Genomic DNA, 24,640 nt, shown 5'->3' with positions numbered 1-24,640 from the left:
AGGAGGGGTTTCGTGAGCACGGAGAAACTGGCGCTGACCACGAATTCGGGTGCCCGCAAGCCTGCCTCGGCCGGGGGGGCACCCAGCGCGCTGGCCGCCGAGCTGACCCGCGCGCTGGGGCCGCGCAAGGTCCTGTCGAACCTGTCCGAACGCCTGAACTACCGCTACGACGCCATCCAGTTCGGTGCCACGCCGCTGGCGGTCGTGCTGCCTGAAAGTACCGGGGACGTGGTGACGGCCGTGCGGGCGGCGCGCGCGGCGGGCGTGCCCATCGTGGGGCGCGGCGCTGCCAGCGGCCTGTCGGGCGGCGCGGCCCCCACCGAACCGGGACTGGTGATCTCGTTCACGCGCATGACCCGCCTGACCATCCACCCCGAGCGGCGCGAGGCGCAGGCGCAGGCGGGCGTGATCACCCTGGCCGTCACCGACGCCGCCCGCCCGCACGGCCTGATCTACCCGCCGGACCCCGCCAGTTTCCGCACGAGCACCATCGGCGGGAACCTCGCGGAGAACGCGGGCGGCCCCATGTGCTTCAAGTACGGCGTGACCGGCGATTACGTCCGCGCCCTCAGCTTCGTGGACGCGGACGGCGAGGAGCACCACGTCACCCGCGACGCCTTCGACCTCGCCGGACTGCTGATCGGCTCCGAGGGCACCCTGGGCCTGATCACCGAGGCCACCCTGCGCCTGATCCCGCCCGCCCCGCACACCCGCACCCTGATGGCGCACTTCCCCGAGGTCGGAGCCTGCGCCGAGGCGGTCAGCGCCGCCATCGCCGCCGGGGCCGTGCCCAGCAAACTGGAATTCATGGACCGCGCCTGCACGAACGCCGTCGAGGACTACCTGAACCTCGGCCTGCCCCGAGACGCCGAGGCGGTGCTGCTGGTCGACACCGACGGTGACGACCTGGACACCGTGCAGGACGAGTTGCAACTCGTGGCTGACGCCTGCGAACGCGCCGGAGGCACCGTGCGCCGCGCCGCCACCGACGCCGAGGGGGCCGCCCTGTGGCGCGCGCGGCGCAGCGTCAGCCCCGCGCTGGGCCGCATCCGCCCGCAACGCATGAACGAGGACATCGTCGTGCCCCGCTCGGCCCTCCCGGACGTGGTCCGCGAGATCCGCGCCCTGGGCGACGCCAGCCCCTTCCGCCTCGTGCAGTTCGGGCACATCGGCGACGGCAACCTGCACCCGAACATCCTCTTCGACCCCCGCCACGAGGACACGCACGCCGTCCACGACCTCGCGCACGACATCGCCCTCGTCGCCCTGCGGCACGGCGGCGTCCTGAGCGGCGAGCACGGCATCGGTTCCATGAAACGCGACTTCATGACCGACGCCGTCGACCCCGCCACCCTGAAAGCCCTGTGGAACGTCAAACGCGCCCTCGACCCGCACCTCGCCCTGAACCCCGGCAAGATTCTTCCTGCGGAAGGAGTGGAAGGTTGATGGTTGATGGTCAATGGAACCAGCGGGGCCGTTCGTCCATCTCCTTTCAACCATCAACCATTTACCCTGCTGGAGGCGCCCCATGACCATCCTTGACCTGTCCCCCGGCGATCAGACCGTCACCGTCAGCGGCGACACCACCCTCCCCGAGGTCTTCGCCGCGCTGCCCGCTGGCCTGTACCCACCGTTCCCGCGCGTGAACCTGCCCGGCACGGTGGGCGACCTGATCCTGCGCGGCGGCTTCGGACAGACGTTCCCGTTCGCGTCCGACATTCTGGGCGTCACCTTCCGTGCCCCCAGCGGCCGCGTGATCCGCGCGGGCGGCCGCACCGTCAAGAACGTGCAGGGCTACGACCTGACCCGCCCCTTCGTGGGCAGCTTCGGCCTGCTGGGCGAGGCGCTGGAAGTCACGCTGCGCCTGCGCCCCGGCCTGAGCGCCGGGCACGTCGTCCACCCCGGCCCGCTGGTCCCCACCGCCGCCCGCTTCACCTGGGCCGCCCCGGACGGCACGCACGTCGTGCACTTCGGTCACGAACGCGAGGTCCGCACGGCCCTCGACCTGCCCGGTGCGGTCCCCGTCACCACCCCACCCGACTACGCCCCGCTGTTCCCGCAGGGCATGGGCGTCGGCGAGGGCGGCCCCCTGCGCGACCTGCGCTTCGGCTGGCAGGACGGCGCCGCCCACCCCACGCCGCCCACGCTGTTCCGCACCCTGGCCGCCAGCCTGTAATACGGACTCCGATTGAATGGGCTGCAAAGCCCGCTGGGTCCGAGCGAAGCGAGTGGGAGAGAAACGGATTCCGGACGTGGAGCTGGCAATCCGGTGAAGTTCCGGATTGTCGGCGAAACAAACGGAGTCCGCATAAGCCAGACACGCTGGCCTCCGCGCGGACCCCACCTCCATGACCTGCCACCCAGATGGGAACGGCCGATACAATCCTGACGCTTTTCGCTATTCTTGGCAGCGTGTTTAAAACTATCTCCCTGATGACGGCCCTGCTGCTCGGTGCAGCCGGCGCCCAGACCGTCGAACTCCGCATCCTCGAAACCAGCGACCTGCACACCGCCGCGCGCGGTTACGACTACTACCAGGACAAACCCACCGGTGAATTCGGCCTGGAATACACCGCCAGCCTGATTGCCAAGGCCCGCGCCGAGAAGGTCAACACCCTGCTGTTCGACAACGGCGACCTGATCCAGGGCAACCCCCTCGGCGACTACGCCGCCCGCATCGCCCCCATCAAGGACGGCGAACTGCACCCCATGCACCAGGCCATGCGCTCCCTGAAATACGACGGCGCCACCCTCGGCAACCACGAATTCAACTACGGCCTCGACTACCTCGACCGCGTCCTCGCCACCGCCCCCATGCCCTACGTCAACGCCAACGTGCTCAACCTGGACGGCAGCAACCGCTACACCCCCTACGTCATCCAGCGCAAACTCGTCCGCGACACCCAGGGCCGCCCGTACTACATCAACGTCGGCGTGATCGGCTTCACGCCCCCCCAGATCCTCAACTGGGACAAGGCCTACCTGGACGGCAAGGTACAGGTCACGGACATCGTCCAGAGCGCCCAGAAATTCGTCCCCGAGATGAAAGCCAGGGGCGCGGACATCGTCGTCGCGCTCGCCCACACCGGCATCAACTCCGGCACGTACACCCCCGGCCAGGAACAGGCCGGCGCGGAACTCACCAAGGTCCCCGGACTGGACGTCGTCCTCACCGGCCACAGCCACCTCGAATTCCCCAGCGCCTCCTACAAGGACGTCCCCGGCGTGAACCTCGCCAAAGGCACCATCAACGGCAAGGTCGTCCTGATGCCCGGCTTCTGGGGCAACAACCTCGGCGTCGCCGACCTGAAACTCAGCCTCGACCGCAAAACCCAGAAGTGGACCATCGTGGACGCCCAGGGCGGCATCCGCCCCATCTGGGACAAGACCGCCAAGAAGAGCCTCGTCACCGCCGACACCACCGTCGCCGCCGCCGTCGACACTGCCCACCAGGGCACCCTCGGCTACGTGCGCGGCAAGGTCGCCGACCTGAGCGCCCCCATCAACTCCTACTGGGCCCTCATGCAGGACGACCCCAGCGTCCAGCTCGTCAGCAACGCCCAGACCGCCTACGTCAAGGCCGCCCTCAGCGCCACCCAGTACAAGGACCTGCCCGTCCTGTCCGCCGCCGCGCCCTTCAAAGCCGGCGGCCGCGCCGGCGTCAGCTACTACACCGACATCCCCGCCGGCACGCTCGCCATCAAGAACGTCGCCGACCTGTACGTCTACCCCAACACCGTCCAGGCCGTCCTCGTCACCGGCGCGCAGGTCCAGGAATGGCTCGAACGCAGCGCCGGACAGTTCAAACAGATCGACCCCACCAGAACCGAACCCCAGGCCCTCGTCGACGAAACCTTCCCCACCTACAACTTCGACGTGATCGACGGCGTCACCTACGAAATCGACGTCACCCAACCCAACCGCTACAACAACCGCGGCGAAGTTGCCAACCCCGCCGCCCGCCGCATCAAGAACCTCAGCTACCAGGGCAAACCCATCGACCCCAACCAGCAGTTCGTGATCGCCACCAACAACTACCGCGCCAGCGGCGGCGGCAGCTTCCCCGGCCTGAACGGCAAGAACATCATCCTCCAGGCCCCCGACGAAACCCGCGAAGCCCTCGTCAAATACTTCAACGAACAGAAAACCGTCAACCCCACCGCCGACGGCAACTGGAAACTCACCCCCATCCCCGGCGCCACCCTGCTCTACATCAGCAGCCCCAACGCCCAGAAATACCTCCCCCAGGGCGCCGCCCTCCTGCGCACCCGCGACGACGGCTTCGCCGAATACACCATCAAAAACTGAACGCACAGCAGTACACGAGGAAGCCCCCCACCAGTGCGGTGGGGGGCTTCCTCGTTCAGGCTGATACGGATTCCGATTGAATGAGCTGCAAAGCCCGTTCAATCCGAGTCCGTATCAGGGAGTGGCGGTGGGATTCTTCTTAACGACCACTTCGCCGCCCTGGTAGTAGCGGGTGAAGCCGGTTGTCAGATCCTGCACGATGTAATCAATTCGGTAGCTGCCCTCATCCTTGAACGACTGTGTGACGCTCAGGGTAGTACCGGCCGGGAGCACCGGATCAATGCGCTGTCGGGTAGGTACCAGGGTCGCCATGGTGTTGTCATAGGCGAGCGTGATCACGCGAACTTCATTGGTGGTAGCGCCGGGAATCGTCCAGGTGGCAGAGGTCGGGTTCACAGCTCCGGGAGTGCTGTCGGGAACGACGGTAGTGACGACGCCTGAACCCAGTCCGGCAATCACCGACTCGCTGGCTGTGCGGCTGATACGGATGGGCATCTCCTGAATGTTGGCGTTGGTGCCATCATACGAGGTGACGCGCATGGTGTAGTTGCCGTTCTGAACGTACGGTTGAGCGTCCATCAGGGCGCCGAGCTCAAAGACACGGAACATGATGCCAGCGAGATTGACAGGCACGTTGTAAGAGTACGGGGCCGACGGACACACCTGGCCGGCCACAGCGGTCGCCGGATCACAGACCAGATCGACACGCAGACTGCTGACGCCGTTATCGTCACTGGTCTGGATGGCAATTGCAGAGGTGCGGGTGATGATGGCGCGAGTGGGCGTGGCGTAAGGATCAGTAATATAGCCGGGCATCAGGATGCTCAGGGCTGGGGGTTTGTTGTCGCTGACCTTCGTGCTGATGTTGTTGCTGCTACTCAGACTCCGGGTACTGCCGTCGGCCAGTACTGCCTGGGCCGTTGCCGTGATGTTGTAGGTATTGCTGGAGAATTCCGGTCCGATGATGTCGAGCGGAATGAACGCCTCGTAGATGCCTGAACTGACCTGGAGCGCTTGGCCGTAAACAGTTTTGACGACCTGACCGCGGAAGTCGCGCACCTCGAGTTTTACATCGTCCTTGCCACTCAATGGCTGGAGTTTGAAGGTGCTGACAGACTGCCGGAACTGTACCCTCACAGTGGTGGGTCCTGTGATGACCGTGCCTGCATCGGGGCTCACGATGGTCATGGTCGGAGCTGACACGTTGAGAACCTTTACAGTTTGGGCGGCGCTCTCGCCACGCAGGTTGCTTTCGGTCAGGCCGATCGCCTTCAGGGTCAGATCACCATCGGCGTACTTGGTCGTATCGATACTGAATGTCGCATTGGCGTTGGCGCTGGTGTAGGTGGTGTTGTCGATGTTGCCTTTACTGTCACGGATTTCCAGCACGAGATTCTTGACCTTGCTGGTCACATCGAAGTTGCCCGACACACTGACACTCAGGTTGCCGCTGAGCGGCGGCGTGCCCGTTGAGTTGATGGTGATAAGCGGTGCGGGCGCTGCTTCTGTCGGTACACCTGAGCCGTCGCCCCCTGTCGTAGTTTTCGAGGTGAAGGTAAACGGTACTGCATTTTGAGAGTTGTTGAAACGGACCGACAGAGGCAGGTTGGTGACTGCGGGATTGGCCGCCAGGACTTTGCTGAATAGATCGGCGTCGCTGATGTTCCTGTCGACACTGCGATCAGCTGGAGTGGTGCCGGGATCGTTGTAATTACAGCTGCTGGCCGTGTTGGCGCATGTGAAGCCGGACGGCAACGTAAAAGGGGACAGACTGACTGTTTCTGATTTGGCCGTGTTACTGGCCGGATCTGTCCAGGTGATGGTCGCAGTCGAGATCGTCGCCTCACGGCCGCCAGCCTTGTTCGTGAACGTAAAACTGGTCGAGCCAGTCAGGTTACCAGCGGTAACTGCGACGGTGTTCGACTTGGCGCTGACAGCTACAGAGCCACCATCTGGGGAAGTCTGTGATCCGCACGCCGCAAGGATGAGGGAAAAGGTCAGAAGCGAGAGTTTCTTCATGCGGGGTCCTCCGGGGTGGGGGCGTCTTTGAGGTGCGGGTTGAGGATGTAGAAGGCGAGGCGTTTCATGCCGGCGAGGAAGTCGATGTTTTCGACGATCAGACCACGCCATTCGTCACTGATTTCTTGCGGGCCGCCGCGCTCAAGGGTGCGGGGCTGGATGACGACGGGTGCGAAGTTGAGGATGCCTTTGACGCCGGCGTCGGCGAGGGCCTGCGCGGCGTCCTGGGCGTGTTCGGGTGGGACGGCCAGGAAGCCCATGTCGACGGTGTTGTGGCGGGTGAAGTCGCGGAGTTCGTCCGTGTGGCGGACGGTGAGGCCGCGGACCTGCTGGCCGACCAGGGCGGGGTTCACGTCGAACAGGCCGACGTACTGGAACTGGTAGTCGCTGGCGCCGGGGTAGTTGGCGATGGCCTGTCCGAGACGGCCGACGCCGACGATCACGACGTTCCAGGTCTGGTTCAGGCCGAGGACCCGCACGAGTTCGCGTTTCAGGATGGGGACGGTGTAGCCCATGCCGCGCGTGCCGAAGCGGCCGAAGTACGCGAGGTCCTTGCGGACCTGGAAGGCGCTGACGCCGGCGCGTTCGGCGAGGTCGCTGCTGCTGGTGCGGCTGATGTCCTGCGTTTCGAGTTGTTCGAGGATGCGCAGGTAGGTGACGAGGCGGCTGATGGCGGCGGTGGGAATTTCGGCCACGTTAGCGGACCCGGAAGCTGTCGAGGCCGTTGGTGGCGAGGCGGGTTTCGGTGCGGGTCAGGGCGTCCGGGTTCTCGTAGGGGCCGACGAGGACGGTGACCTTGCGGCCTTCCGGGGCGTTGACGGTGGGGTTGTACCCGAGATCCCGGAGTTGCTGCACGAGGTTCTGGGCGCTTTCCACGCGGTCGAACGCGCCGACCTGCAGGTAGGTGGGGCCGCTGGGGGCTGCCGGGGCGCTGGCGGCCGGGGCCGGGTCGGTGCTGGTGGCCTGGGGGGTGCTGGTGGGGGCCGGCGTGGCGGTGGTGGGCGTGGAGGCGGCAGGCTGGTTGCGCGGGGGGTACAGGACCGCGCCGGGGTAGGCGCGCTGCACGTCCGCGAGGGCCTGCCGGGCACTCTGCTCGTCGGCGAAGGGACCGACCTGCGCGACGACCTGCGCGCCCACGTCGATGGGGTAGACGGTGTAGCCGATGCCCTGGACGGGCGCGGCGGCGGTCTGTGCGGCGGCGGCGCTGCTGAACGTCCCGAGGGTGATGCGGTAGTCGCTGCGCAGCGGCACGCGCGTCTCGCTGGTCGCCACGGCGCCTTCGGGCCTGGGGGCGGGACCGCCGGCCGGATCGGTGTCGGCCGCGTCGGCCTCGTCGGTGGCGTCGGCCGTGGTGGCGTCGGCGGTATCGGGGTCGGTGGTGGCTGCCGGGTCGGTGTCGCCGGTGATGGCCGGGTCGGGCGTGCCGATGGGGGCCGCCTCGATGATCGGCGCGTCGGTGACGGCGCTGTCCTGCGGGGCAGGCTCGCCGGTGGGTGCGGCCGGGGTGTCGGTGCTGGGGGCGGCCGTGATGGGCGCGGTGGTGATCCCGCCGGTCTCGGTGGTGCCGGGCGCACCGGGAATGCTGGCCTCGCCGGCGGTTTCCGTGGTGGGCGTCCCGGTGGCCGGGGTGATCTGCGGGTTGCCGCGCAGCAGCAGGGTGCCGAAGCCGCCCAGCAGCAGCAGGACGAGCAGGCCGATCAGCAGGTCGGGCCAGCGGCGCGGGGTGGTGGGAGCGCGGCTCACCGGAGCGCTCCGGCGGCGCGGGTGCTGCCCAGCGCGGCGGCGGTCTTCAGGGACGCGCGGGCGTCGGGTTCACGCGCCTGGGCGCGCTGCGACAGGCCCAGCTGGTACCACGCCTCGGCGTTCTTCGGGTCGTCACTGACGAGGCCGCGCAGGATCGCCTCGGCTTCCGCGTAGCGGGCGCTGGCCAGCAGGGCGCTGGCGAGGTTCAGGCGGGCGGTGGGCGTGGGGTTCAGTTTCACGCTCTCGCCCAGCGCGGTCGCGGCGGCCGCGTAGTCCTTCTGCGCGTACGCGCTGAGGCCCAGCCACAGGCTGGTGTCGGCGCTGGGGGCGCGCGTCTGGCTGGAACTCAGGGCGCGGATTGCCTGCGCGTACTGTCCCTGGCGGTAGGCGGCGACGCCCTGCACGAACAGCGCGCGGGCCAGGGTGGTGTCGTCGGGGCGCAGCGTCAGGGCCAGCGCGGCGTCGGCGGCCGCCTCGGCGTTCTGGTTGAGGGTCAGGCGCACCCCGGCCAGCGCGGCGCGGTAGGCGGCGTTGTCAGGGGCGAGTTTCACGGCGTTCTGGTAGAAGGTCAGCGCGCCGGGCCGGTCGCCCCGCAGGGCGCGCAGTTCGCCCACGCGGGCGAAGGCGGCGGCGTTGCGGCTGTCGGCGCGGGTGGCGTCCTGCGCGGCGAACACGGCGGCGCGCGTGTCGCCGCCCTGGGCGAGCACGTTGGCCTTGCGCAGCAGCAGCGCCGAGCGGTCGGTGCCGTTCGTGACGCGCGCGGCGGCCGCGTCGAGTTCCCGCACGGCGCGGTCCGGGAGTCCCTGCGCGACGTAGATGTCGGCCAGCAGCAGCGCGGCGTCCACGCGGGCCGGGGCCTGCGCCAGCAGCGCGTACACGCCGGGCAGCGCGGCGGCGCCCTGTCCGCTGAGCGTCCGGGCCTGCGCGAGGCGGTACTGCACGTCCAGGTCCTGGGGGTCCAGGGTGCCGATGGCGGCGAGCGTGCCGCTCAGGGCGGCGAAGTCGGCCTTGCGGGTCTGCTCGGCGGCGAGCGCCTCGAGTACCTGACGCTGCGCGGCCGGTCCGGCCTGGTCCTTCATCAGGCTGGCGGCCTGGGTGTACAGCGTGAGCGCCTGCTCGTGGTTGCCCTGCCGGGTGGCGATCACGCCCAGGTTGTACGGTCCCTCGAAGCGGGTGGGGGCCAGCGCCGCGAACTGCGTGAATTCGAAGGCGGCGCCCTTGTCGTCGTTCTGCGCGAACAGCACCAGCCCCAGCCCGAAGTGCGGGGCGGGGTTGGTGTAGTTCTGCGTGATCAGCGATTCGAAGGCAGCGCGCGCCTGCGGGTAGTTGCGGGCCTGGAACGCGGCCTGCGCGGCTTCGAGCTGCGTCTGCTGTTCGGCGGTCAGGGGCGTGACGGTGACCGCCGGGGTGGCGGCGCTGCCGGCGTCACTGGCGGCGCCCGGCGCGGCGGGAACGGTCACTTTCGGGATGGCGGGCGTACCGGCGGATTGCAGGGTGTTCTGAATGCCGGCCGCACCGACCGTCTCGATCATGGTCTGGGCGGCACCCTGGCTGGCGAGGGCCAGCGTCAGGCCCAGCAGAACGGAGCGTGTGTATTGCGTCACCTTGATGGCCTCCTGGTGTTCGGAAACGCGAGTAGCGTAGCATTAACCTCTCTCGGAACCCTTACTCATATGACCGGCGCGGCGCCGCCTGGGGAGCGCCGCGCCGGGTCAGGCGCCGGCGGTCGTCTGCCCGCTGACGGCGTACGGCCGTTTCAGCGCCAGTTGCCCGCAGGCGGCCCCGGCGTCACGCCCGCGCGAGCGGCGCACGCTGACGTCCACGCCGCGCGCTTCCAGGGTGTCGTAGAAAGCCTGGAGTTGCTCCTCGGTGGTGCTCTCGAAGTCGGAGCCGGGCCAGGGGTTCATGGGAATCAGGTTCACGTGACTGACCATGCCGCGCAGCAGGTCGGCCAGCAGTTCCGCCTGCCACAGGTGATCGTTGATTCCCCTGAGCATCGTGTACTCCATGGTGATGCGGCGGCCCGTGACCGACTGGTACTCGCGGGCGGCGGCCATGATCTCCTCGATGGAGTTCACCGCGCCGGTTGGGATGATGCGGCGGCGCGTCTCCTCGTCCGGGGCGTGCAGGCTGATCGCCAGTTTGATGCCCAGGTCGTCCTCGGTCGCCAGCCGCTGAATCCCCTTGGCGATACCCACCGTGGAGAGCGTCACGCGGCGTTTGCTCATGTCCAGCGCGTCCGGGTGCAGCAGGATGCGGGCCGCCAGCATGGTGTTGTCGTAGTTCAGCATGGCCTCGCCCATGCCCATGAACACCAGATTGCGGATCTCGCGCGGCGCGAAGCCCTCGCCGCCCGCCACGGCCAGCACCTGCCCCACGATCTCACCGGGCGTCAGGTTCCGGCCGAACCCCATCGCCCCGGTCGCGCAGAACGCGCACTTGGCGGGGCAGCCGACCATGGTGGACACGCAGATGGTCTTGCGGTCCAGGTACGGCATGTACACCGCTTCCATCTGCCGGCCGTCCATCAGCGTGAACAGGTACTTCACGCTGCCGTCGGCGCTGCGGACCGTCTCGATCAGCTTGAACGGGTTCAGCAGGTACGAGGCCTCCAGCTGGGCGCGGGCCTGGGCGGGCAGGTTGGTCATGGCGTCGAAGGTGCCCACGCCCTGCTCGAACACCCACTCCAGCAGCTGCTTGCGGCGGAAGCCCTGCAACGGGTAGGCGTCGGGGTGAAGGTCCAGTAAAAGCTCCATGAAGACAGTGTACGGGGCAGGCCCCGTCCCTTCCGTGAGGCGCACCCCACCACCAGTATCGACCCTCCCGCGCCCCCGTCAGACCGGCGTGACCCGGCCCCCCACCCAGACCTCGGTGCCCCCGTCTGCCGGGGCGTACTGGGCGCTCAGGCGGGCGGGCTGACCGGGGCGGCGCTGCGCCGCGCGGATCAGGGTACTGTCTGCCAGCAGGCGACCCAGGTGGCCCAGCACGCCGGTCAGGCAGGCGAGCATGTTGCTGCTCGCGGCGTCCTCGGTAAAGCCCTTCAGCGGCCCGAACGCCCGGAAGCTCACGTCCGCGCGGGCCGGGCCGCCCATGCAGAACAGGATCAGCCCGGTCGTGCCCGTCGCGCGGTTCACGCCGCCCACGGCCGCGTCGTCCGGCACGAAGGCGTCCAGTGCGCCCAGGTCCGCGACCTCGGCCACCAGATTCGGGCGGCCCGTCCCGGCCACCCAAGCCGGCCCGGCAGGGGAGAGCCCCAACACCGACGACTCCAGCGCCGACAGGTCCGCCGTGACCGCCTGCACCGTCACCACGCCCTGACGCAGCAGCCACTCGCCGCCGCACAGCTGCGCCATCTGCACCTCACCGCCCGCGCCTGAGCCCCCGGCCACTGGGTCGCCCTGCGTGACCTCCACCACGTCCAGCAGGCCCGCGCTGCCCTGCACGGCGCTCAGCGCGGCGATGGCGGCGCTGTCACTGCTGCCCTTCTCACGGGTCGGCGTGAACACCCGCAGTCTCAGGCCCGTCGGGTCGGCGGCCTGCACGAACACGCTCAGGGGCGCACCCGAGGCGGCCGCCCGCGCCTGCTCGTCGCCCCCGCCCGGAAAGACAGCCACCTGTTTCCCTCCCGACCCGTCCGGCGTGGCGAACACCCGGCGCAGGTCCGGCACGGGCGCAGTCTCGGAGTCGGTGACGGGAGCGGGTTCGGCGTTCATGCCGTCATTCTGGCCCACCGACTGTGCGCCACCCGCCGCGCCGTCTCGACACCTTCCCTCACGCGCTGCCCCTACGCGCTGACCCATTCGCGCAGCAGGTGTTCGAGGTGCTCGTCGTCCAGTTCGTTGTGCTCGGCCAGCGCCTTGATGTGGTCCGTGACGCGCCGCAGGGCGTCCTCGCCGTAGTGCAGGCCCATCTCGCGGGCCTTGTAGGCGATGGCGTGCTTGCCCGTGACCTTGCTGGCCGCCTGGATGCGGCGGCCCACGCCGAACACGCCGGGCGGGATGGCCTCATAGGCGCCGGGGTTCAGGTAGATGGCCTTCAGGTGCATCCCGGCCTTGTGGTTGTACGCGAACTCGCCGGTCAGGTAGTTGTTCCAGGGAATCGGCAGGTCCACCATGCGGGCGATCATGCGGTCGAGTTCGGGCAGCAGGTCGAGGTTATACTTGTCGATCAGGCCCTGCGGGTCGAAGGTGAACATGCGCGCCAGGAAGCCGCCAAGGGGCGTGATGCCGTTGCGTTCCCCGATGCCCAGGATGGTCGTGTCGATGTGCGTGGCGCCCGCCTCGACGGCCTCGTAGGCGTTGGATACGGCGCAGCCCGTGTCGTTGTGCCCGTGGAATTCGATGCCGCACTCCGCGTGGATGACCTTGCGGACCTCGCGGACCAGCGTGTACACCTGCCGGGGCGTGGCGACGCCCACGGTGTCGGCTAGGCCCACGCGGTGCACGCCCAGGTCGGACACGGCTTTATACACGGCCATCAGGTCGGCTTCCTCGCTGCGGAAGGTGTCCTCGGCACTGAAGCGGATCTGGAGGTCCGGGTGGTTGGTCTTGATCCAGCTGATGACTTCCTGCGCGGCCTCGATGATCTGCCCGATGTTCTTGCCGTGGCTGAATTCCCGCAGGAACGAACTGGTGCCGAACAGCAGGTCCAGGCCGTCCACGCCGGTGTCCACGGCGCGCTGCACGTCGTCCATGTGGCAGCGGACGTGCGTCAGGAACTTGGCCTTCAGGCCCAGGCCGGTCAGGCGGCGGATGTCGGCGTGCGTCTGGGCGCTGACCATCGGGGTGGTGACCTCGATGAATTCCGCGCCGAAGGCGTCCAGGGCGCGGGCGATCTCGATCTTGTCGTCGGTCTTGAAGTTCCCGCGTGCGAACTGCTCGCCCTCCCGCAGGGTGGAGTCGATGATCGCCCACGAGGTCGCGGGGATCAGGGGGGCGGGGTGTTCGGCGGTCGCGGTGGGGTCCTGGGTCATGGGGGCTGCCTCTCGTACGGTATTCTGCGCGCGTCCTTGATGAATGTCAATCAAAAAGGCTAAATATATGTCATTTGATAAGAGTCTGAGCCCGCTGCCCCCGGCGTGCCGGCCCGTCCCGATTCCTGCACCCGGTTCAGACCCGCGCACCCGCCAGACGGCTGATTCGCCCCGCGCGGCGCAGGTGTACCGTGGACACCATGTCTGCCGTGCCCACCACCCCACCAGCTGAATCGATCAAGAGTCCAGGGCGCGAAATCGCGGCCATCGCCGTGCCCGTCAGCCTGGAAATGGTCATCCAGCTCGTCCTGACCTTCATCAACCAGATCATCGTCGGTACGCTCGGCGCGGTCGCCGTCGCCGCCGTCGGCCTCAGCGGCAGCCTGGGCTTCCTGTTCTTCGTCACGCTGGGCGCCCTGGGCAGCGGCACCTCCATCCTCGTCGCCCGCCGCCACGGCGCCGCCGACCGGCCCGGCGTGAACCAGACCCTGACCGTCAGTGTCGTCACCAGCGTGCTCGCCGCGGCCCTCCTGACCGTCCCGGTCGTGCTGCTCGCCGGACCCCTCCTGAGCCTCGCCGGCGGCGAGGAGGCCGTCACCCGCACCGCCACCCCCTACATGCAGGTCAGCATGCTCGCCCTGATTCCCGGCAGCCTCGCCTGGATCCTCAGCGGCGCGCTGCGGTCCCTCGGGCACGCCCGCACCCCCCTGGTCGCCACCGTCATCACCGTGATCGTCGAGAGCCTGCTGGCGTACGGCCTCGTGTTCGGCGTCGGTCCCCTCCCGCAACTCGGGGTGGTCGGCGCCGCCTGGGCGCTGGTGTTCGCCAACACCCTGAAAGTCGCCCTGCTCGCCTACCAGATCTACGGCCCGCGCCACCTCGCCGCGCTCGCCCTGCCCGCCCGTGACGCGTGGCGGTCCATCGCCGCGCCCCTGCTGACCATCAGCGCCCCCATCGCGTTCACCGAGTTCGCCTGGAGCCTGGGCGGCTTCATGTACGCCGCCGTGTTCGCCCGCGTCGGCACCGCCGCCCTGGCCGCCAGCCAGATCGTGCACACCCTGGAAGGCATCTTCATCGTAGGCTCGTTCGGCCTGATGAGCGCCGCCACCGTCTTCATCGGCCGCTCCCTGGGCGCCGGGGACGCCGCCGCGGCGCAGCTGTGGCTGGGGCGCATCAGCCGCGCCGGGATCGTCACCGGCCTGGGCTTCGGCCTGCTGTTCGCCCTGAGCGCCGTTCTGGTTCCCGGCCTGTTCCCCCGCGTCGGCAGTGACGTGCACCACATCGCCCTGTTCGGCATCCTGATCAGCGCCTTCTTCCAGATCTTCAAGGTCCGGAACATGATCATCGGCGGCGGCGTGCTGCCCGGCGCGGCCGACGGCAAGGGCGTGATCATCGGCGACGTCATCGGCGCGTTCGTGGTCGGCCTGCCGCTCGCCATCGGGCTGGGCCTGTACTCCCCGCTGGGCGTCTGGGGCGTGTTCCTCGCGCGCGGCGCCGAGGAAGTCGTGAAGGTCCTGATCTTCGAATGGAGGCGCCGCCGCATCGACTGGGACCGACTTGCCGCCGAACAACGCGGCAGGGAAGTGGCCGCCGCCCACTGATACGGACTCCGATTGAATGGGCTGCAAGGCACTGTTCAATCCGAGCGGACCAGCGATGAACACCCCGTGTTGACCCCTCCCCCTTGAGGGGGGAGGCTGGGAGGAGGTGAGCAGGAATGACGTGACAGAAGACGTATCCCATGCTGTCGCTTGAAAATTGTCCGCACCATTGCTGAGCAGCACCGCAGGAAACGGGGAGTGGGGGCCAGCCGACCGGCGGTTCCCACTCCCCGTTTCCTGCCCGCTGGGGGGTTACGGTCCCCCGTCCTCCAGCGTGCGGCGCAGGTCCTCCACGCCGATGCTCTTGGCGGGGGCGTCCAGGACCACCTGACCGGCCCGCAGGGCCACCACCCGCTGCCCCAGGTGCAGGGCCTCTTCGAGCTGGTGCGTGACGAACACGACCGTCACCTTGTGCTGCCACCACAGGGCCAGCAGCTCGTCGGCCAGCGCGGTGCGGGTCGCGTGATCCAGGGCGCTGAACGGCTCGTCGAGCAGCAGCAGGCCCGGCTGGACTGCCAGGGCGCGCGCCAGGGCGACCCGTTGCCGTTGCCCGCCGCTCAGCTCGTGCGGGCGGCGCGCGCCGTACTCCGCGAGCCCCACCTGCCGCAGCGCGTCGGCCACCCGCGCCTGCCGCTGCTCGCGGTTCAGGCCGCGCAGGCCGAAGCCCACGTTCCCGGCGACGGTCAGCCACGGGAACAGCGCCGCCTCCTGCTGCACCAGCGTCAGGCGGGGGTGCGGGCCGCGCACGACCTCGCCGCCCAGCCGGATCTGGCCCGACTGGGGTTTCAGGAACCCGGCCAGCAGGCTCAGCAGGGTGCTCTTGCCGCTGCCGGACGCCCCGACCACGCACAGGAACTCCCCGGCTGACACGTCCAGCGTGAGCGGACCCACGCCGGCCCCGGCGCGACGGCGCGACGGGTAGTGAAAGGTCACGCCGTCCAGCGCCAGCGGTGAACCGCTGCGGGTGGTGGCGGACACCGGAACGGCTCCCTCCTGAACGGACGTGGTCATGCCGGCACCTCCAGGCCGTAGTCCCGCCGGACGCGGGTCTCGGCGGCGCGTAGCACGGCGTCGAACAGCCCGCCGATCACGCCGATGATGATGATCGTCGCCAGGACCAGCGCCACGTTCGCGGTGTTCCGCCCGACCTCCAGCATCTCACCCAGGCTGGTGACGCCCGCGATGAGCAGCTCGGCGCCCACCAGCGCCCGCCACGAGAAACTCCAGGCGGTGCGCAGGCCGGTCAGGACACTCGGCACCGACGCCGGCAGCAGCACCCGCAGCGTCAGGGCCAGTTTCCCGGCGCCCAGGGTGCGGCCCGCCACGCGCAGCGCCGGGGGCACGTTCAGCAGCGCGCCCGACACGGCCAGCGCCACCGGAATGAAGCCCTCGAGGATGACCACGAACATCACGGCGCGTTCGTTCAGGCCGAAGAACAGGATCGCGAACGGCACGAACGCGATGCTCGGGATGCTCTGGATGCCGGTCAGGTACGCGCCCAGCGTGGTCCGCAGCGGCCGCCACGCGCCCATCAGCAGGCCCACGAGCAGGCCCAGCAGCACCGCCACCGCGTACCCGCTCAGCACGCGGCGCAGGCTTCCGCCGATGGCGGACAGCAGCTTGCCGTCCTGCGGGCCGGTCCCCCACAGGCCGTAACTCACCTCGGTCCACACGGCCTTCGGGCCGGGGAACACGTACGGCGGGTACAGTTTGAGAACGTCGGTGACCAGCCACCACACGCCCAGAAGGATCAGCAGGCCCGCCAGCTGGGTCAGCAGGGTCTGGCGGCGGGACGAACCGCCGCGCGCGGCGGCGGGACGTTCGGGAGACAGGGGAGAAACGGTCATATCAGCCTCATGGACTTCGGTTGAAGAAAGCCCCTTCAATCCGGGGGAATGCGAGTGGGAGAGAAACGGGTTCCAGGCGTGGGGTCGGCGGCCCGGCCGCGTTCCGGGGGGTCAGTGGACGGCAGTCCCGGTCATTTGCGGATGAACGGCGCGAGGTCCGGCGCGCTGCGGGCGTACCCGGCCTCCACGTTCAGTTTCGCGTACTCGGTCAGGGCTGCCAGATCGAGGCTGGTCGTGAACCGCGTCCGCGCGAAGGCGCGTTGCAGCACGCGCGGATCGAGTTTCGCGCCCGTGAGTTCCAGCAGTTTCGCGTTCACGGCCGTCTGCGCGGCCACCGGGTTCCTGTTGATGAACGCCACCGCGTCGGTGTGCGCCTTCAGGAACGCCGTGACGAGCTGCGGGTTCGCCTGCGCGAACTTCGCGTTCACGATCACGACGGTCGTGGGGTACTTCCCGTCGCGCCAGACGGTCTTCTCGTTGCCGATCACGCGGTGCCCCTGCGCTTCGAGGGCCGCGCCCCACGGTTCGGGCACCAGCGTCACCTCCACGCGCTTGGCGGCGAAGGCGGTCATCACGTCGGCCGGCGCGACGGGCGTGATCGTGACGGTCCCGCCGTCCGTCCTGGACTTCAGACCGTTCTCGTTCAGGATGTGCCGCAGACTGATGTCCTGCGTATTCCCCAGGCTGGGCACCGCGACGACCTTTCCGCCCAGATCCCGGTACGACCGGACGCTGCTGTCCTTGCGGACGACGAGCACCGCGCCCGCCTCGCTGGCCCCCGCCAGGAACTGCACGGGCATGCCGCGCCCGGCGGCGTTGATGGCCGGTCCCGGCCCCACGTACGCGATGTCGATCTGCCCGGCGGCGAAGGCCTCGGTCAGGGTGGTGCCGGACACGAATTCCCTGGGGTCCAGCTTCACCTTGCCCAGCGCTTTCTGGAAGGTGCCCCGCTCCAGGCCGACCAGCGCGGGCGCGTGCGTGAGGTTGGGGAAGAAGCCCAGGCGCACGGTCTGGGCTTCCTGGGCGGCGGCGCTGCCGAGCAGCGAGAGGATCAGCAGGGTCTGAATACGCGTTCGGGTCATGGGCCCTCCGGGGTGGATGATGCATTTCAAGCGGGACGGCGGGCGCGCACGTGTGACCGGCCCGGCCGTCCCTTCAGGTTTCCTTCAGCTCGCGGCCTACGCGCGGTCGGCGTACGCGGCGCGCAGCACCTCGGCCACCTCGGGCCGGGTGAACTCGGCGGGCAGGTTCTCGCCGGCGCGCAGCTTCTCGCGGACCTTGGTGCCGCTCAGCACGAGGTGGTGGGAGCTGTCGTGCGGGCAGGTGCGGGGGCTGACGAGCTGACCGCAGGAGTTGCAGTAGAAGGTGTGCTCGAACTTCAGGATCTGCACGCCCAGTTCCTCCGGCGTGTACGCGCTGAAGATCTCCTGCGCGTCGTACGTGCCGTAGTAACTGCCGACGCCCGCATGGTCGCGGCCCACGATGAAGTGCGTCACGCCGTAGTTGCGCCGGGACAGGGCGTGCAGGATCGCCTCGCGCGGCCCGGCGTAGCGCATGGCGGCCGGGTACACGCTGAGCAGCGTGCGGGCCTGCGGGTAGTAGCCCTCCAGCAGCACCTCGTACGCCTGCACGCGGGTGGCGGCGGGCACGTCGTCGCCCTTGGTGGTGCCGACCAGCGGGTGCAGCAGCAACCCGTCCACGAGTTCAAGCGCCACCTTCTGCAGGTACTCGTGCGCGCGGTGGATCGGGTTGCGGGTCTGGAACGCCACCGTGGAACGCCAGCCGCGCGCCTCGATCACCTCGCGCACCTCGGCGGGCGTGCGGTGGTGGCGGGGGAAGTGCCCACGGGGAATCTCGAACAGCGCGACCGGCCCGGCCAGATTGAAGTCACCCTGCGCGTACAGCGCGGCCACGCCGGGGTGCGTCTCGTCCTCGGTGCGGTACACCTCGCGCGCCTCCCAGGCCTTGCGGGCCGCGTAGGCCTCCTGCACGTCCACCCAGCCCACGTCCTGACCCTCGAAGCTCAGGACCACGCGCCCGCGCAGCCCGGCGTGCTCGGCGCTCACGGGCAGCGTGATCGGGATGCTCCAGGGCGTGCCGTCCGCGAGGCGCAGCCGCTCGATGACCGAGAGGTAGTCCGCTTCCCCCACGAAACCGGTCAGGGGGGAGTACGCGCCGGTGGCGAGCATCTCCAGGTCGGCCAGGGTGCGCTCGCTGATGCTCAGGCGCGGCAGCGCGGCGAGTTCCGCCGGGTCGAAGTCGTGTCCGGCGCGGCGCACGCCGTTGACCAGGGTGCCGCCGAGGGGGGTGGGGAGGGTGGAGGTGGTGGGGAGCAGGATCGTCATGGGTCGGACCTCTTGATGAAAAGACTCAACTATTCGGGGCAGGAAAAGCCGCTCGGAACTCGGGCGGCGGCAGGTGTGACGGGCAACGTCAACAGCGGCGCATCACAATTTCCCGTCCCCGGCCCACAGGCCGCACTCGGTCTTGCCCTTCCCGGCCCAGCGGCCCGCGCGGGCGTCCTCGCCGGGACGCACGGCACGCGTGCAGGTCCAGCAGCCCACGCTCAGGAACCCGTCCCAGTACAGCGGGTTCACCGGCAGGTCCTGCTCCCGCGCGTAGGTTTCCAGCATCTCGCGCGTCCAGTGGGCCAGCGGGTTCACCTTCACGCGCGCGCCGTCCTCGACGAACGGAATGTCCGCGCGGGTGCTCGCCTGATCACGGCTGCGGGCGTTCAACAGCGCCGACGGGGCCCGCTGGCGCAGGTACGCCTGCAGGGGCGCGACCTTCCGCACGGCGCAGCAGGCGTCCGGGTCGCTGGAATACAGCGCCGGGTCCGTCTGCCCGTCCTCGGGAGTCGCGCCGTCGTTCAGGGTCACGAACGTCAGTTCCGGGTAGCGGGCGGCCAGTCGGTCGCGGGTCGCCAGCGTCTCGGGGAAGTGGTACCCGGTGTCCACGAACACCACCTCGCCCCGGTACCCGGCCTTCACGGCCAGATCGAGCAGCACCACGCCGTTCAGGTTGAACGCGCTGGGCATCAGGGCGTCCGGGTGCGTTTCCAGCGTCCAGCGGATCACGTCCAGCGGGTCGCTGGCGGGCGTGAAGTCGGGTCGGGGCGAGGTGGCGGTCATACCTTCAGAGCCTCCAGCAGCTGCCGTACGCCGTCCTCGACGCTGATGAGGTCGGTACGCAGGTGCAGGTCCGGGTTCTCGGGCGCCTCGTAGGGGTCGCTGACCCCGGTGAAGTGCGGGATCTCCCCGGCGATGGCCTTCAGGTACAGGCCCTTCACGTCCCGCGCCGTCACGACGTCCAGCGGGGCGTCCACGAAGACCTCCAGCGCGTCCGGCAGGCTGTCCAGCACCTCGCGGCGCGTGTCGGCGTAGGGGCTGATCGCGCTGACGAGGACCGTCACACCGTGTTTGGCCAGCAGGCCCGCCACGAAGCCGATGCGGCGCACGTTCGTGTCCCGGTCGGCCTTCGAGAAGCCCAGGCCCTTGCTGAGGTTCTCGCGCACCGCGTCACCGTCGAGCAGTTCCACGGCCACGCCGCGCGCCAGCAGTTCGGCGTGCAGGGCGCTCGCCAGGGTGCTCTTGCCCGCGCCGCTCAGGCCGGTCAGCCACACCACGCGGCCCGTGCCGACGGCCTGCTGCTCGGCCACGGCGGTCATGCGGTGACCGCCTCGCGCGCGCCCAGCACGGCGTCCGGCGCGAAGTGCTCGTGCCCGATACGGTCGGCGTACTCCACGAAGCTCTCGCCCGCGTGCTTGTTCGCCTGGAATTCGGCCAGCACCGCCTCGGCGTACGCGTTCAGCTGCTCGGCGGGCACCGCGCCCTTCAGCTTGGTGCCGGTGCGGTGCGCCTGCCCGATGCTCCCGGCGAGGTGAACGTTGAAGACCTCGTGGACGGTGCCGTCCTTGTCGGTCTTGTTCGCGCCCATGAAGCCCAGGTCGGCCACCTGATAGCGCGTGCAGGCGTTGCTGCACCCGGTCAGGTTGATCGTGAACGGCACGTCCATCGCCAGGGTCAGCGGTTCGAGGTGATCGACCAGATCGGCGGTGCGGGCTTTGGTCTCGGTCAGCGCGAGGCGGCAGAACTGGTTGCCCGTGCAGGCGATGGTGGTGCCCCGGATGGTGGTCTTGGGTGCCAGCTCGATGGCGGCCAGTTCGGCACTCAGGGCCTCGACATCCTCGGTGGCGACGTGGGGGATCACCATGTTCTGGAACGCGGTGGTGCGCAGCACGCCCTTGCCGTAGCGGTCGGCCAGATCGGCCAGCGCGCGGGCCTTGGCGGGGTCGATGCGGCCCACGGTGGTCGCCACGACCACGTAGTTCAGGCCGTCCGCCTGCGGGTTCACGCCCAGCACGTCGTTCCCGCCGAAGCGCGCCGTGGGGGCAGCCGGGCCGTCCGTGAGCTTGCGGCCCAGGTAGTCGTTCTCGACGATCTCGCGGAACTTCTCCACGCCCAGATCCTTGATCAGGAACTTCAGGCGGCTCTTCTTGCGGTTCTGGCGGTACCCGTGGTCGCGGTACGCGGCGGTGATGGCCTGCCCGACCTCCACGACCTCCTCGGGGCGGATGAACACGCCCAGTCGCTTGGACAGGTGCGCCACGGCGCCCAGGCCGCCGCCCACCCACACGTCGAAGCCGACCTCACCGTTCACCCTGTGGGCCAGGAAGCCGATGTCGTTGATCATGTGGATGCCTTCGAGTTCCGGCACCGCCGTGATGCTCATCTTGAACTTGCGCGGCAGGTCCTGGAAGTCGGGGTTGCCGGTCAGGGTGCCTTCCATGGCGTGGGCCAGGGGGCGCACGTCGATGATCTCGCGGGCGTCCAGGCCCGCCAGGGGGCTGGCGATCACGGCGCGCACGGTGTCGCCGCAGGCTCCCTTGGGGTGCAGGCCCAGCGGCGCGAGCCGGTCGAAGATCTGCGGGATCTTGTCGATGGTCAGCCAGTGGAACTGGAACGCCTGCCGGTCCGTGACGTCCAGGAAGCCCCGGCCGTACTCCTCGGCGATGTTCGCCACCTCGCGCATGGTCGCGCTGGAGAACTCGGCGGCGGGGACGCGCACGCGCATCATCAGGAAGCCGTCCTCCTGCGGACGCTGCGGATACACCCCGGCCCACTTGAGCAGGTCGATGCGCTCGGGGTCGATGAAGCCCTGCGCGGCGTACTGGGGGATCAGGTCGAAGATCTGGAACGGGGGCACTTCTTTCTTCAAGGCTTCAATGTCGCTCATGGTGGGTCCTCTGGGGGGTGCGGGGGGCTCGTGGGTCGGTGGGCGGGCTCAGCGGCCGAGCAGGCGGTAACGCAGGCGGCGGAACTGGAAGTACATGATGCACCCCACGCAGATCTTCTCGGTCAGGTTCAGGACGGCCAGGGCGATCACGACCACGCCCAGCAGCGCGCCCGCCACCGGCAGGCCCGCCAGCGTGAAGGCGGCCGAGGCCAGCAGGAAGGTGCCGCCCACGCCCTGCGCGAAGTGGTGCGCGCGGGGGTCCTCGTCCACGACCTCGGGCCTCAGGCCCAGGGCGGGGCCCAGCAGGCGGTACGCGGCGCGCATGGGGGAGAGGTCGGGGCGCACGGCCCCCAGCAGCATGGCGGCGCCCAGGATCAGCGTCAGGGCCGGCAGGGTCAGGATCACGGCCAGCAGCGTCACGAAGACCACGCTCAGCTGGTTGAACTTCAGGGCGCTGAGGTCCGTGCGCGCGGGCTGTCGGGTGGGGGCGGAGGCAATCATTGACAAAAAAGGTAAACCTTTATGGCGGACAAAACAAGTCAACTATCCAGACAGGTGCCCGGAGCGGCCCTTCACGCCGCCCACACCAGTCCCTCCACGGCGCGGCGGTTGACGGTGCGGCGGGTGACGGTGCGGCGGCCCGCCCGGCTGCGTGCATCCACAGATTCCCCGTGCAGACCACCCTCGTCATGACCCGCCACCGTACTGACCGGCTGTCAAGGGCACCTGCGGCAGCGCCCGTCCGGCCCGCCCGCTAGCCTGCCGGCACCACCCCCACCCGGCCCCGCAGGAGACCCCATGACCGATCCGATTCCCCCCAGCCCGACTCCCCGCAGTCCGAACACATCCGGCACCCCCGCTTCCCGGCCCACCCGTTCCCGCCCGGCCCGCCCGCTGGCCGCCGTTGCCCTGGGGGCGCTGCTGCTGGTCGGCGCGTATGCCGGCGCGACCGCCGTGTTCTCCGCCCGCGCCCAGACCCTGACGGCCGACCTGACCACCACCCTGCGCGCCCGCGCCGCCGCCTCGGGCGCACAGGTCGAGCAGGTGTCGTACACACGCGGCTTCACGCACAGCACCCAGGTGCTGCGGCTCACGCTGCCCGGCAGCACCGGCGCCTCGCAGGCCCTGCTGGTCACGAACGACATCCGGCACGGCCCGCTCCCGGCCTTCAGCGGCGTCGGGCAGGCCACCGTGACCACCACCTTCCGCCCCGAGGACCCCCAGGCGCAGGCCGCGTACGCCCGCGCCTTCCCGGACCGCCAGCCGCAGGTGCAGACCGTCATCGGACTGGCCGGAGACACCCACAGCCGCGTGGACGTGCCGGGCGGCACCCTGACCGAACAGGGCACCACCGTCACCTGGGAGCCGCTGGGCGGCACCGTGGACGCCGAGGGTCACGACACCCGCCTGAACCTCAGCTGGCCCGGCCTGACCGTCCGCGACCCCGGCGACGGCAACCCCACCACCGCCACCGTCGGCCGCGTCACCCTGACCGGCGAGAACCGCCGCAGCGGCCCCACCGACCCCATCGGCCTGGGCCGCGCCAGCCTGACCCTGGACCGCGCGGCCCTCCAGGGAGACGGAGCGGCCATGAACCTGACCGCCCTGAACATCAGCGCCGACACGACCGGCGAGGGCGACTACCTGAACAGCGCCGTCCGCTACGACGTCGGCACCCTCACCCTGCCGGGCCCGGACGGCGCCGCCCAGACCCTGCGCGACCTGCAACTGCACCTGAGCCTCGGACACCTCGCCAGGGAACCCCTCGCGCGCCTCGCAACCCTGCTGAACGAGGCCCCGGCACTGAAAGAGACGCCGACAGCGCCGGACCCCGCCGACCCCTTCGCGACCCTCGATCCCGCACAGCAGGCGCAGGCCCGCGCCGACCTGCTGACCCTGTTGAAAGACACCCCGGTCCTGCGGCTGGAGCGCCTGAACGTCACGCAGCCCGGCGGGAACGTCACCCTGACCGGCCAGTTCTCCCTGCCCGGCGCGGCCCGCCTGACCGACCCGCAACTGCAGGCCCTGCCCGACCGGCCCGACACGCTGCTGCCCCTGGCGGACCTGCAACTGAAGCTCAGCGGCACCCAGGCGGCCCTGACCGGCCTGCTCGGCAACCTCGGCCCGCTGGCCGAACTGGCCGACATCGACACCCTGCTCGGCGCCGGGTACCTGACCCGCAGCGGCGATCAGCTGGGCCTCGACCTGCGCCTCGATCAGGGCCGCGCCACCCTGAACGGCCAGCCCCTGGACTGACCCGCGGTGCGGTAGGGAGGTCCGTACTACACTGCTCAGAGTGAACACGTTCAAAGTTCAAGTGGGCGCCGTGACCCGCGACCTTCCCATCGTTCCCGTCGCCCCTGGTGTCAGCGTCGCCCTGTTCAACATGCTGGGCGACACCGAAGTGACCGAGGCGGCCGGCTGTGAACTGGCCCGCCTGCTGCCCGCCGATATCGACGTGCTGGTCACGCCGGAAGTCAAGGCGCTGAGCCTCGCGCACGTCATCAGCCGGGAGAGCGGCAAGCCGTACATCGTGATCCGCAAGACGCAGAAACCGTACATGGTCGAACCCGTGGCGCGCGAGGTGGTCAGCATCACGACCGGCAAACCCCAGTTGCTGGTGCTGGACGGCTTCGACGTGCAGAAGATCCGGGGCCGCAAGGTCGCCATCGTGGACGACGTGGTGTCCAGCGGCGGCACCCTGCACTCCATCCGCCAGATCATCGAGGAGGTCGGCGGCGAGGTCGCGGCGGTCGTCGCGGTGTTCACCGAGGGGCAGGAACGCCCGGAAGTAACCGCGCTGGGCCACCTGCCGCTGTTCGAGAACTGATCCGGACTCCGGTTGAACGGGCTGCGAAGCCCGATTGAGCCTTCTGCGCTGCCGCTCCCTCACGCGGGGGGCGGCAGCCTGCTGC

Annotated in this window: 20 protein-coding genes and 1 pseudogene; 6 read left to right on the top strand and 15 right to left on the bottom strand. The window is 69.4% G+C overall.

Annotation, left to right across the window (positions count from 1 at the left end):
- Positions 1 to 12 precede the first annotated feature (12 nt).
- The 3 genes from CBQ26_RS13115 to cpdB all read left to right on the top strand — a co-directional run bounded on the left by CBQ26_RS13115 (position 13) and on the right by cpdB (position 4,308).
- The gene (locus CBQ26_RS13115) at positions 13 to 1,446 is read left to right on the top strand and encodes an FAD-binding oxidoreductase (RefSeq protein WP_088249077.1); all 1,434 of its coding nucleotides are present in this window, start codon (positions 13 to 15) and stop codon (positions 1,444 to 1,446) included.
- Positions 1,447 to 1,528: 82 nt separating this feature from the next.
- Positions 1,529 to 2,176: an FAD-binding oxidoreductase gene (locus CBQ26_RS13110; protein WP_088249076.1), complete on the top strand. Its 648-nt coding sequence runs from the start codon at positions 1,529 to 1,531 to the stop codon at positions 2,174 to 2,176.
- 257 nt (positions 2,177 to 2,433) lie between these two features.
- Entirely contained in the window at positions 2,434 to 4,308 is a 1,875-nt protein-coding gene (cpdB, locus tag CBQ26_RS13105; protein WP_229844062.1) for a 2',3'-cyclic-nucleotide 2'-phosphodiesterase, read from the top strand.
- 114 nt (positions 4,309 to 4,422) lie between these two features.
- On the opposite strand, the gene CBQ26_RS13100 is transcribed toward cpdB, so the two are convergent.
- From CBQ26_RS13100 to lysS, 7 genes are all read right to left on the bottom strand, one after another.
- Positions 4,423 to 6,327 (bottom strand): hypothetical protein, encoded by a 1,905-nt coding sequence (locus tag CBQ26_RS13100; protein ID WP_143342103.1) that lies wholly within the window; start codon positions 6,325 to 6,327, stop codon positions 4,423 to 4,425.
- Entirely contained in the window at positions 6,324 to 7,022 is a 699-nt protein-coding gene (locus CBQ26_RS13095) for a redox-sensing transcriptional repressor Rex (protein ID WP_088249073.1), read from the bottom strand. Before CBQ26_RS13095 ends, CBQ26_RS13100 begins: the two co-directional genes overlap by 4 nt.
- 1 nt (position 7,023) lies before the next feature.
- Complete coding sequence (locus CBQ26_RS22860; protein WP_088249072.1) at positions 7,024 to 8,070, bottom strand: SPOR domain-containing protein; 1,047 nt, start codon at positions 8,068 to 8,070, stop codon at positions 7,024 to 7,026.
- Positions 8,067 to 9,674 carry a tetratricopeptide repeat protein gene (locus tag CBQ26_RS13085; RefSeq protein ID WP_229844046.1) on the bottom strand — a complete coding sequence of 536 codons (1,608 nt, stop codon included), beginning with the start codon at positions 9,672 to 9,674 and terminating at the stop codon, positions 8,067 to 8,069. Before CBQ26_RS13085 ends, CBQ26_RS22860 begins: the two co-directional genes overlap by 4 nt.
- 108 nt (positions 9,675 to 9,782) lie before the next feature.
- On the bottom strand, positions 9,783 to 10,826 hold the full coding sequence (gene rlmN, locus CBQ26_RS13080; RefSeq protein ID WP_088249071.1) for a dual-specificity RNA methyltransferase RlmN: 1,044 nt from the start codon (positions 10,824 to 10,826) through the stop codon (positions 9,783 to 9,785).
- 78 nt (positions 10,827 to 10,904) lie between these two features.
- Positions 10,905 to 11,783, bottom strand: coding sequence for a PhzF family phenazine biosynthesis protein (locus CBQ26_RS13075; protein ID WP_143342102.1), 879 nt, complete (start codon positions 11,781 to 11,783; stop codon positions 10,905 to 10,907).
- Positions 11,784 to 11,854: 71 nt separating this feature from the next.
- A complete protein-coding gene (gene lysS, locus CBQ26_RS13070; protein ID WP_088249070.1) occupies positions 11,855 to 13,042 on the bottom strand; it encodes a homocitrate synthase in 1,188 nt (395 codons plus the stop codon).
- 200 nt (positions 13,043 to 13,242) lie between these two features.
- Between lysS and CBQ26_RS13065 the strand changes: the two genes are divergently transcribed.
- Entirely contained in the window at positions 13,243 to 14,643 is a 1,401-nt protein-coding gene (locus CBQ26_RS13065; protein WP_088249069.1) for an MATE family efflux transporter, read from the top strand.
- Between the two features lie 252 nt (positions 14,644 to 14,895).
- Here the strand turns inward: CBQ26_RS13065 and CBQ26_RS13060 are convergent, their stop codons facing one another.
- The 8 genes and pseudogenes from CBQ26_RS13060 to CBQ26_RS13025 all read right to left on the bottom strand — a co-directional run bounded on the left by CBQ26_RS13060 (position 14,896) and on the right by CBQ26_RS13025 (position 22,226).
- Positions 14,896 to 15,654 carry an ABC transporter ATP-binding protein gene (locus tag CBQ26_RS13060; RefSeq protein WP_088249068.1) on the bottom strand — a complete coding sequence of 253 codons (759 nt, stop codon included), beginning with the start codon at positions 15,652 to 15,654 and terminating at the stop codon, positions 14,896 to 14,898.
- Positions 15,651 to 16,490: an ABC transporter permease gene (locus tag CBQ26_RS13055; protein ID WP_088249067.1), complete on the bottom strand. Its 840-nt coding sequence runs from the start codon at positions 16,488 to 16,490 to the stop codon at positions 15,651 to 15,653. The genes CBQ26_RS13060 and CBQ26_RS13055 overlap by 4 nt, the downstream gene beginning before the upstream one ends.
- A gap of 131 nt (positions 16,491 to 16,621) precedes the next feature.
- Positions 16,622 to 17,572 (bottom strand): ABC transporter substrate-binding protein, encoded by a 951-nt coding sequence (locus CBQ26_RS13050; protein ID WP_088249066.1) that lies wholly within the window; start codon positions 17,570 to 17,572, stop codon positions 16,622 to 16,624.
- A gap of 96 nt (positions 17,573 to 17,668) precedes the next feature.
- The gene (gene sat / locus CBQ26_RS13045; RefSeq protein WP_088249065.1) at positions 17,669 to 18,835 is read right to left on the bottom strand and encodes a sulfate adenylyltransferase; all 1,167 of its coding nucleotides are present in this window, start codon (positions 18,833 to 18,835) and stop codon (positions 17,669 to 17,671) included.
- Between the two features lie 102 nt (positions 18,836 to 18,937).
- The gene (locus CBQ26_RS13040; protein ID WP_088249064.1) at positions 18,938 to 19,621 is read right to left on the bottom strand and encodes a phosphoadenylyl-sulfate reductase; all 684 of its coding nucleotides are present in this window, start codon (positions 19,619 to 19,621) and stop codon (positions 18,938 to 18,940) included.
- Positions 19,618 to 20,205 (bottom strand): annotated as a pseudogene (gene cysC, locus CBQ26_RS13035) (adenylyl-sulfate kinase); the annotation flags it as partial. The gene CBQ26_RS13040 and the pseudogene cysC, both read right to left, overlap by 4 nt.
- Entirely contained in the window at positions 20,154 to 21,725 is a 1,572-nt protein-coding gene (locus CBQ26_RS13030) for a nitrite/sulfite reductase (protein WP_088249062.1), read from the bottom strand. The gene CBQ26_RS13030 and the pseudogene cysC, both read right to left, overlap by 52 nt.
- Positions 21,726 to 21,773: 48 nt before the next feature.
- Complete coding sequence (locus CBQ26_RS13025) at positions 21,774 to 22,226, bottom strand: DUF4395 domain-containing protein (RefSeq protein WP_088249061.1); 453 nt, start codon at positions 22,224 to 22,226, stop codon at positions 21,774 to 21,776.
- Positions 22,227 to 22,523: 297 nt separating this feature from the next.
- Here CBQ26_RS13025 and CBQ26_RS13020 point away from each other — a divergent pair, with 297 nt between their 5' ends.
- Both CBQ26_RS13020 and CBQ26_RS13015 read left to right on the top strand, forming a co-directional pair.
- Positions 22,524 to 23,981, top strand: a complete 1,458-nt coding sequence (locus CBQ26_RS13020; protein WP_088249060.1) for a YdgA family protein — start codon at positions 22,524 to 22,526, stop codon at positions 23,979 to 23,981.
- Between the two features lie 40 nt (positions 23,982 to 24,021).
- The gene (locus tag CBQ26_RS13015; protein WP_088249059.1) at positions 24,022 to 24,555 is read left to right on the top strand and encodes a phosphoribosyltransferase family protein; all 534 of its coding nucleotides are present in this window, start codon (positions 24,022 to 24,024) and stop codon (positions 24,553 to 24,555) included.
- Positions 24,556 to 24,640: the final 85 nt, after the last annotated feature.

This window comes from Deinococcus indicus (assembly GCF_002198095.1).
In the GTDB taxonomy this organism is placed as follows: domain Bacteria; phylum Deinococcota; class Deinococci; order Deinococcales; family Deinococcaceae; genus Deinococcus; species Deinococcus caeni.
This window is presented reverse-complemented; position numbering and strand designations above follow the sequence as displayed.